Origin of the sequence: Aquabacterium sp., assembly GCF_036279675.1 — a bacterium.
Lineage (GTDB): Bacteria > Pseudomonadota > Gammaproteobacteria > Burkholderiales > Burkholderiaceae_C > Aquabacterium.
The window spans coordinates 21,990-30,230 of the sequence record NZ_DASUIS010000093.1 but is presented as its reverse complement, the minus strand read 5'-3'; the positions used below and the strand labels follow the sequence as shown (position 1 = coordinate 30,230).

Genomic DNA, 8,241 nt, shown 5'->3' with positions numbered 1-8,241 from the left:
TCCGGGGCGTCAACCGGGCTGGGCGAGCCAAAAAAGCGCTGCAGGTTGTGCGTCAGGCTGCCTGATCCGATCACCAGGATGCCCTGCTTGCTCAGGCTGCGCAGCGCCCGGCCCAAGGCCAGCATGTCGGCGGGCTTCGTGTGCGGCATCAAGGACACCGGCACCACAGGCACATCCACCTTTGGGTACACATGCATCAAGGTGGTCCAGATGCCGTGATCCAGGCCACCTTGCGGCGTGAACTGGGCAGGCAGCCCCGCATCGGTCAACAAGCGCGTGACCTCTTGCGCCAAGGCCGGCGAGCCGGCCGCTTCATAGCGGATCTCATACAGCGCGGCCGGGAAGCCGCCAAAGTCATGGATGGTCTGATGGTGAGCCGCGCCCAGCACGAAGGGCGTGCGCGTGGCCGTGTGCGGCGACATGATCACCACGGCCTTGGGGCGCCCCCAGAGCTGGTCAATGGCCGGCCCCAACGCTTGCATGAACAACCCGGCTGCCCCCGGCTCGATCGCGATCATCGGCGAGCCGTGAGACAGGAACAGGGCGGGCAGCGGGGTGTCTTGCGTGGGCTGGGCGGTATCCATGGAGAGAGTCTAGCGACGGGCCGGCAGGAACTGCGCCGACGACAGCAATGCCAGCACGATGGCCAAGGGCACCGTGGACACATAGCCGACATGCTTGAAACCCAGCGCGCCGATCACCCCTCCGACAAAAAACGACAGCACGAGCTTCACGTGCACGATCAGGCGCTCCTGATTCACCCGAACCAGCGGCATGGCCACGCTGTCCGGCGCGCGGTTCCAGTACAGCAGCTTGCCCAGCTCGATGCCGATGTCCGTGACCAGGCCGGTCACATGCGTGGTGCGGATCTCTGCGTTGGACACTTTCGTGATCATGGCGTTCTGCAAGCCCATCACATAGCACAGCAGACCCACGGTGATGCCCATGGACGTGCCGATCAGGTGATGCATGTAGCCCAGCACGCCAAATGCCAGCAACAAGGAGGCTTCCAGCAGCAGAGGCAGGGTGTATTCATGCCGGGAACGCCGGCGGCGCGCCCAGTTGATCATCACGGCCGAGGTGGCCGCACCCAGCAGGAAGGCCAGCAGGGAGGTGAACCAGTCGAGCACCAGGTCCATGCGGCCCAGGGCCAGGTCATCGGCCATGCTGGAGACCACACCGGTCATGTGCGAGGTGTATTCCTTCACCGCCAGGAAGCCGCCTGCGTTGGTGGCGCCGGCCACGAAGGCCAGAGACAGGCCCAGATGCAGGTTGCTCTGGCGTGTACGCTCCGGGGCCGTGAGCGTCCTGAGGTAATCGACTGGCATGGGTGGGGGCGATCTGCAAACTTCGGATTAAGCTGCCATCATCGCGCAATCCGAGCCACATCCAGCCTGAATCTACCTACATGAGTGTGATGTCCAGCAGCATGACCGTACCCGCATGGCGATGGGCCTTGCTCCAGACGCGACGCGATCTCCGTGCCAGCAGCATGCGTTTTCTCATGCTGGCCGTGGTGCTGGCGGTGGCGGCGCTCACGGCCGTGGGTTTTTTTGCCGACCGCATCGAGCGTGGCTTGTCTCGCGACGCTGCCCAGTTGCTGGGGGCCGATGCAGTGGTGGTGGCCGATCAACCCGTGCCGGAAGAGGTGATTCAAAAGGCGAGAGACCAGGGCTTGCGCGTGGCGCAGACCTCTGTGTTCGCCAGCATGGCGCGTGCACCGGATGAGCTTGGTGGCGATACGCGTCTGGTAGCACTCAAATCCGTCAGCCCGAATTACCCCCTGCGCGGCCAACTGACCCTGGGCACCATGGGGGCTGATGGCGTGGTCAAGCCCGCTGGCAAGGCGCCTGCGGGGGGGCCGCCTGCCGGCCAGGCCTGGACCGAGCCGGGGCTCTTGCTGGCGCTGAACCTGAAGGTGGGCGACGAACTCTGGCTGGGCGACGCGAGGTTCCGTATCCAGGCCGTGATCGTGAGCGAACCAGATCGCGGTGGTGGTTTCGTGGCGTTTTCGCCCCGGGTGATGATCCGCGCAGCTGATCTGCCACGCACCCAGCTCGTCCAGCCAGCGAGCCGCATCACTTACCGGGCGCTGGTGGCCGGGCCCGCCAGGGCAGGGGATGCAGACCGCACCCCCATTGCCGCCATGCCCGCCGACGGCAAGCAGCAGGTGCAAGCCTTCGTCGATGCTGCGCGCAAGGTGGTGGACAAGGTGCGCGGCGTGAAGATCGAAACCCTGGATACCGGGCGCCCGGAAATGCGCGCCACGCTGGACCGCGCCGGGCTCTTCCTGCGCCTGGTGGCCTTGCTGGCCGCCTTGCTGTCTGCGGTGGCGGTGGCGCTCGTGTCGCGGGATTTTGCGCAGCGCCGCCTGGATGACTGTGCGCTGCTGCGGGTGCTGGGCGTGCCGCAGCGCGTGATGGCCTGGTCGTACGCGATCCAGTTCGCGCTGGTGGGCTTGATGGCCAGCCTGGTGGGCTTGTTGCTGGGCTGGTTGTTCCACCTGGTTTTTGTCGCGTTGCTGTCTGATCTGGTGGGCGTGTCGCTGCCGGCAGCGGGCTGGCAACCGGTGGCCTTGGGCGTGGGCGTGGGCGTGTTGCTGACCCTGGGTTTCGGCTTGCCACCCGTACTCCAGCTGACACAGGTGCCGCCACTGCGCGTGCTCAGGCGGGACCTGGGACAACTGCGGCCCATGTCGGCCGCCGTATGGGGCCTGGGTGGTGCGGCGCTGCTGGCCTTGCTGATGCTGGTGGCCCGTGACGCGAAGATGGGGGGCATCGCGCTGGGGGGCTTCGCCGGCGCCGTGCTGGTTTTTGCTGCCCTGGGCTTTCTGGCCGTGGCACTCCTGCGGGTACTGGCCGACCGCCTCGCTGGTCAAGCGCCCACCTGGTGGACCTTGGGCACGAGGCAGCTCACCGCGCAGCCCGTTCAGACGGTGGTGCAGGTCTGTGCCTTGAGCGTTGGCTTGCTGGCGTTGATGCTGCTGATCCTCATCCGCACGGACCTGGTGGCCAGCTGGCGCAATGCCACGCCACCTGACGCGCCCGATCGTTTCGTCATCAACATCCAGCCCGACCAGGTCGAAGCCTTTCAGGCCACGCTGCGTGATGCCGGGATCAAGCAGTTCGACTGGTATCCGATGGTGCGAGCCCGCCTCATTGGCATCAACGGTAAACCCGTGCGCGCCGAGGACTATCCTGAAGACCGCGCCCAGCGCCTGGTGGACCGCGAGTTCAACCTCAGCTATGCCCAGCAGACGCCCGCTCACAACCCCGTGGTGGCGGGGCGATATGTTCGTAACGAGGACGACGCCTTCAGTGTGGAGCAGGGCATCGCCAAAACCCTCGGGCTGAAGCTGGGTGATCGGCTCCGGTTCGACATGGCGGGCACCGTGCAGGAGGGCCGTATCACCAGCCTGCGCAAGGTGGACTGGTCGTCCATGCGGGTGAACTTTTTCGTGATGGCGCCCAAGGCGGACATGCCTCAATGGCCGGTCACCTACATCACGGCGTTCAAGCTGCCCAGTCAGGCTCGGCTGGACCGCCTGCTGGTGCAGAACTATCCCAATGTCACGGTGATCGATGTGTCCGCCACCCTGGCGCAGATCCAGAATGTGCTGGGGCAGGTGATCACGGCGGTGGAGTTCCTGTTCTTGTTCACGCTGGTTACTGGGCTGATCGTGCTCATGGCGGGTTTGATGACCTCGCGTGAGCGTCGCGCCAGGGAGTGGGCCGTGCTGCGCTCCATGGGGGCTACGCGCCAGTTGCTGTCCACCGTTCAGCGCGTAGAGCTGCTGGGGCTGGGTGCGCTGGCAGGTGCCATGTCTGCCTCGGCGGCATTGGCCATTGGCTGGGGCCTGGCCACCAAGGTATTCGAGTTCGAATGGAATGCGCCCCTCTGGTGGCCCCTTCTCGGAGCCCTCATCGGGGCGCTGCTGGCCTGGATGGCCGGATGGTGGAGCTTGCGCGGCGTGGTCAGCAGGCCGGTGGCGCTGACCTTGCGGCAGGCTGAATGAGGCTTACTGGGCCAGGCTGTTGATCAGGCCCATCTCGGCGCTGCCCATCAGCGATTCGATGTCCATCAGGATCAGCAGGCGGTCGCTCACGTTGGCGATGCCGGTGATATAGGTGGTGTCCACGACCGAATTGCTCATTTCCGGGGCGGGCTGGATGGCGGTCTCGGCCAGTTGCATCACGTCGCTCACCGAGTCCACCACGGCACCGACCACGCGGCCCTTGACGTTGAGCACGATGACGACGGTGAAGCTGTTGATCTCGGTCTGACCGTCTTCGTTGAAGCAATTGAACTTCACGCGCAGGTCAACGATGGGGACGATCACGCCGCGCAGGTTCACCACGCCCTTGAGGTAGGCGGGGGCGTTGGCGATCTTGGTGGGCGGTTCGTACGAGCGGATTTCCTGAACTTTCAGGATGTCGATGCCGTACTCCTCGGTACCGAGGCGGAACGTGAGGTATTCACGGCCGGCGGGCACATGGCGCACCTGGCGATTGTTGGTATGGCGCATGCCCAGTCCGGCAGGGGCGGCATCACTGCGGGCAGCGGGCTGTGTCTGGGGGGCGGCTTGCAGGGTTTCCATGCTCGTCCTTCGGGTATCAGGGTCGTGCGCCAAGCGGGGCGTACACCGTGGAGACTGGTTCCACCATCAATATCGGTCAGTCCTCTCCGAACTGAAGCCTGAAATTGGCCCGGGTTTGTGCCAGGGTTGTGCGCGACATCAGAACTTGATGCCGTACCAGCCTATGCCCACGCCCCAGGCGCGGCTGTCAGCCGTCGCGTTGGTGCGGGAAGCGGTCACATCCAGGCCCAGTTGTTCGGGCAGCAGCCAGTAGCGCAGGCCCACTGCCTGGGTGGCGGGAATGTTGTGGTGGCCGACCATTTCGCCAAAGAGCACCCAGCGATCCGAAGGTGTCCAGGCCAGCGCCACGGCATAGGTGTTGGCGCTGGTGTGCTCGGTACGGTCGTGTTCGCGCCCCAGGTTGAGGTGGAGCGTCCATTGGCTGGTGAGGGACAGGCTGGCGAGTGCGGAAAAGCTGTTGGCCGCCTGGTGCCAGTCTGGCTCGTCCGGTGCCTTGCCCGCGCTGGTGCCTGCCTTCAGTCCAAATCGCCAGCCTTCCCAGCTGGCCCATTCGGGGGCCCACTTCAAGCCGATGGCACGGCCTTGCGTCTGCTCGTCGCCAGGCGACACGCGGATGAATTCCAATCCCAGTTCCAGACCATCCAGCAGGCCGCAGGCCGGCGCAAGGTGGGTGCTGTGTGCATCGCTGGCCTTGTCCAGCCAGGTTTCAATCTGGCACACGGCCTGATTGTTGGCGCCGGCATCGTCGGTGGTAAGTGGTCGCCCCGCTTGCGCTTGCATCGCAGCCAGGCAGGTCAGACCTGCGGTCAGGAATTTCCAGTGGTTGGCAGCAGGCCATGCAAGGCGAAGACTCATGTATCGCGCTCCCGTACGGACAAGTTAACTCGTGCTTGACTGCGTTGCACGGCTCGGTGTGGATGCAGACCGCATCAGACCTTGAAGATGGCCATCGACTGTGTCAGACGCATGGCCTGATCTTTCAGGCTGGCGGCTGCGGCCGCTGATTGTTCCACCAACGCGGCGTTTTGCTGGGTCATCTGATCCAGATTCGCCACAGCCTGGTTCACCTGACCAATGCCCGTGCTTTGTTCGGTCGAGGCTGTGGTGATCTCGCTGATGATGTCCGACACACGCTGAACGCTGGAGATGATCTCTTCCATGGCCGCACCTGCATCGTGTACCAGGCGCGTACCGGATTGCACCTTCTCTCCGGAGGCCAGAATCAGTTGCTTGATTTCCTTGGCGGCGGTGGCGCTGCGCTGCGCCAGGCTGCGCACTTCACCTGCCACGACGGCAAAGCCGCGGCCCTGTTCGCCTGCTCTGGCGGCTTCCACGGCTGCATTCAATGCCAGGATGTTGGTCTGGAAGGCGATGCCATCGATCACGCTGATGATGTCGTTGATGCGTTTGCTGGTGCCGTCGATTTCACCCATGTTCGAGACAACTTCCGACACGATGCTGTTGCCTCGATGGGCCGCGCTCGCTGCGGTCTGGGCCAGTTCATTGGCCTGCAGGGCTGACTCCGCACTGTGTCGGACGGTACCGGTCAGGTGTTCCATGGAGCTGGCGGTTTCCTCAAGGCTGGAGGCGGTGCTTTCCGTGCGCGACGACAGGTCCATGTTGCCGCTGGCAATCTCGCTGGAAGCCACCGAAATCGAGTCCGCCGATACGCGCACGTTCGACACGATGGCGCGCAGAGATTCCTGCATCTGGGCCAGTGACGCCAGCAATTGCGCTGGTTCATCCGAGCCGCTGCTGTCGACCTTGTTGCTCAGGTGTCCTGCGGCGATGGCCTCGGAGATGCGCTGGGCATCTTCCAGAGGCCTGCAAATACAGATCTGGTTGAGGATGGTCAGTGGCGCGACGATCAGGATGGACAGCAACACGGCGCCACCGAACAGGGCCATGGTCTGGTGGACGGTATCGCGCTGCTCCTGATCTGCCTCGGCCATCTCCTTGCCCATGACCGCATCGATCTCCTGCGTGCGCTGCTCGAACTGGTCCGCGATCGCCATGGCAGGGCCCAGCGTAGTGAGGGCGTCATGGCTGCTCAAGGCGCCCGAGGCGAGGTTGCCGGTTTCGCGCTCGAACGCTTTCTGGTAGTCGTCAAGCTGAGCAACCATCTTTCGCACGATGACGTTGTCATCGTCTTCTTCGCCGTCCAGCATGTCCGTTGACAACTCGCGCAGCGTCTTGACGGCCTCCTGCCAGCGCTGGATGTCTTTGGTGACGGCGTCCGCCTGACCTGCGTGAAGGATGGCATCCTTCTCGTGCACGCGCATGTGGCCGATGGCTTCTCGCATGCGAGAGAGTTCACTGACCTCTCCGAAGTGGGTGCTGCGGTAGGCCTCTCCCGCTTTCTGGTTGTGCAGCAAGCCATACAGACCCACGCCGCCGACCAGCATCAGCAAAAAGAGCACCACCGCAATGGCGCTGTACATGCGGAACCGGATGGTGAAGCCGCGCATCAGAGTGAAAAACATGTTCATGACCAGACCCAAGCCTGTTTGTCGGACACTTCGGGCGCCGAGAAGCAGGGCACTTCGCCATGTTCAAGTCGCCTAGACCTCGGGGGTTTCGGCGACTTTTGGCACGTCTTGAGGCTCATCCGCATGCATAAGCAAAATAAAACCGTTCGGTGAGGTGCGCGGACATCACGCGCGCCTGCAGCAGGTTCACGCCGGCGCGCGCGCCATCAGATTGTCGAGCAGTGCCATGCGGTGGCGCTGGGGTGTGGTGATGGCGAAGAAGCGCTCCTGCAAGGCAGTCGAGTGCCCGACTGTCACCAGGAGGCCGGCCTTGAGTTCGTCCTGTACCACCACCTCCGGCAACACGGTCAGCCAGCCGCTGTCGCGTGCGATCAGGCGCAGCATGGCCATGTCGTCCACCTCGGCCCTTAACCGAGGCGTCACACCGGCGGATGTGCACAGCGCGTCAAATTGCGCACGCAAGGCGTTGCGTGGGCCAGGCAGGGCAATGTCCACGCCATCGAGGTCCTCGGGGATGCGCAGGCTTTGCGACCCCCAGCGGCTGGCAGGTCCCACCACCGAGATGGACTGGCTGCCCAGGAAGCGGCAATGCAAGGGCCGATCGGGATCGGCGGGTACGGTTTCATTGGCCAGCACCACGTCCAGCTGGTGTTGCAGCAGGCGTGCGATCAAGCCTTCGAGGTGCCCCGATTCAAGCGTCAGCACGACACCGGGGTCGGTCATCAAGGGCCGGATCCAGTTTTCCTGGTAGTTACGCGACAGGGTGGCCACGCTGCCCACGCGCAGTCGTGTGATGCCCGCGGAGCGCCCTTGCAGCCGCCCCAGCATTTCCTGTCCCAGACCAAAGATGTTGTCGGCATAGGCGAGCACGAGTTGCCCGGTGTCCGTCAGTACCAGGCGGCGGCCCTCGCGCGTGAACAGGTCTTCGCCCAGGCGCTCCTCCAGCTGTCGGATCTGGGCGGACACCGCGGATTGCGAGGTGTGCAGCTCTTCAGCCGCGCGGGTGAGGTGGCCTAGTTTGGCGACGCGCCAGAAGTAGAAAAGGTGATGAAAATTGAGTTGCTCCAGTTTCATGTTCTTATTTATGGATTAATTCGTTCTTATCAATGTAATTTACAGAACATGGTTGCGCAAGCATCATCCTCCCGAGGTATC

The 8,241-nt window shown here is 63.9% G+C and carries 7 protein-coding genes; 1 reads left to right on the top strand and 6 read right to left on the bottom strand.

Annotated elements, in window-relative coordinates; genetic code table 11:
• A partial coding sequence (locus tag VFW93_RS11305) for a class III extradiol ring-cleavage dioxygenase (protein WP_329694092.1) occupies window positions 1-584 on the bottom strand: 584 nt, incomplete at its 3' end.
• Between the two features lie 9 nt (window positions 585-593).
• Entirely contained in the window at window positions 594-1,328 is a 735-nt protein-coding gene (locus VFW93_RS11300; RefSeq protein ID WP_329694091.1) for a YoaK family protein, read from the bottom strand.
• 80 nt (window positions 1,329-1,408) lie between these two features.
• Between VFW93_RS11300 and VFW93_RS11295 the strand changes: the two genes are divergently transcribed.
• A complete protein-coding gene (locus VFW93_RS11295; RefSeq protein WP_414639655.1) occupies window positions 1,409-4,015 on the top strand; it encodes an ABC transporter permease in 2,607 nt (868 codons plus the stop codon).
• Between the two features lie 3 nt (window positions 4,016-4,018).
• Here VFW93_RS11295 and VFW93_RS11290 read toward each other — a convergent pair whose 3' ends face one another.
• The 4 genes from VFW93_RS11290 to VFW93_RS11275 form a co-directional block, all read right to left on the bottom strand.
• The gene (locus VFW93_RS11290) at window positions 4,019-4,525 is read right to left on the bottom strand and encodes a chemotaxis protein CheW (protein ID WP_290675774.1); all 507 of its coding nucleotides are present in this window, start codon (window positions 4,523-4,525) and stop codon (window positions 4,019-4,021) included.
• Between the two features lie 210 nt (window positions 4,526-4,735).
• Window positions 4,736-5,452, bottom strand: coding sequence for a hypothetical protein (locus VFW93_RS11285; protein ID WP_329694090.1), 717 nt, complete (start codon window positions 5,450-5,452; stop codon window positions 4,736-4,738).
• A 74-nt stretch (window positions 5,453-5,526) separates the two neighbouring features.
• Entirely contained in the window at window positions 5,527-7,080 is a 1,554-nt protein-coding gene (locus VFW93_RS11280; RefSeq protein WP_329694089.1) for a methyl-accepting chemotaxis protein, read from the bottom strand.
• A 192-nt stretch (window positions 7,081-7,272) separates the two neighbouring features.
• On the bottom strand, window positions 7,273-8,160 hold the full coding sequence (locus VFW93_RS11275) for a LysR family transcriptional regulator (RefSeq protein WP_329694088.1): 888 nt from the start codon (window positions 8,158-8,160) through the stop codon (window positions 7,273-7,275).
• Window positions 8,161-8,241: the final 81 nt, after the last annotated feature.

What these genes read in the sequence shown, in the direction of transcription:
- VFW93_RS11300 (WP_329694091.1), bottom strand. Translation starts at nt 1,328, where the DNA reads ATGCCAGTCGATTACCTCAGGACGCTCACGGCCCCGGAGCGTACACGC.
- VFW93_RS11295 (WP_414639655.1), top strand. Translation starts at nt 1,409, where the DNA reads ATGAGTGTGATGTCCAGCAGCATGACCGTACCCGCATGGCGATGGGCC.
- VFW93_RS11290 (WP_290675774.1), bottom strand. Translation starts at nt 4,525, where the DNA reads ATGCGCCATACCAACAATCGCCAGGTGCGCCATGTGCCCGCCGGCCGT.
- VFW93_RS11285 (WP_329694090.1), bottom strand. Translation starts at nt 5,452, where the DNA reads ATGAGTCTTCGCCTTGCATGGCCTGCTGCCAACCACTGGAAATTCCTG.
- VFW93_RS11280 (WP_329694089.1), bottom strand. Translation starts at nt 7,080, where the DNA reads ATGTTTTTCACTCTGATGCGCGGCTTCACCATCCGGTTCCGCATGTAC.
- VFW93_RS11275 (WP_329694088.1), bottom strand. Translation starts at nt 8,160, where the DNA reads ATGAAACTGGAGCAACTCAATTTTCATCACCTTTTCTACTTCTGGCGC.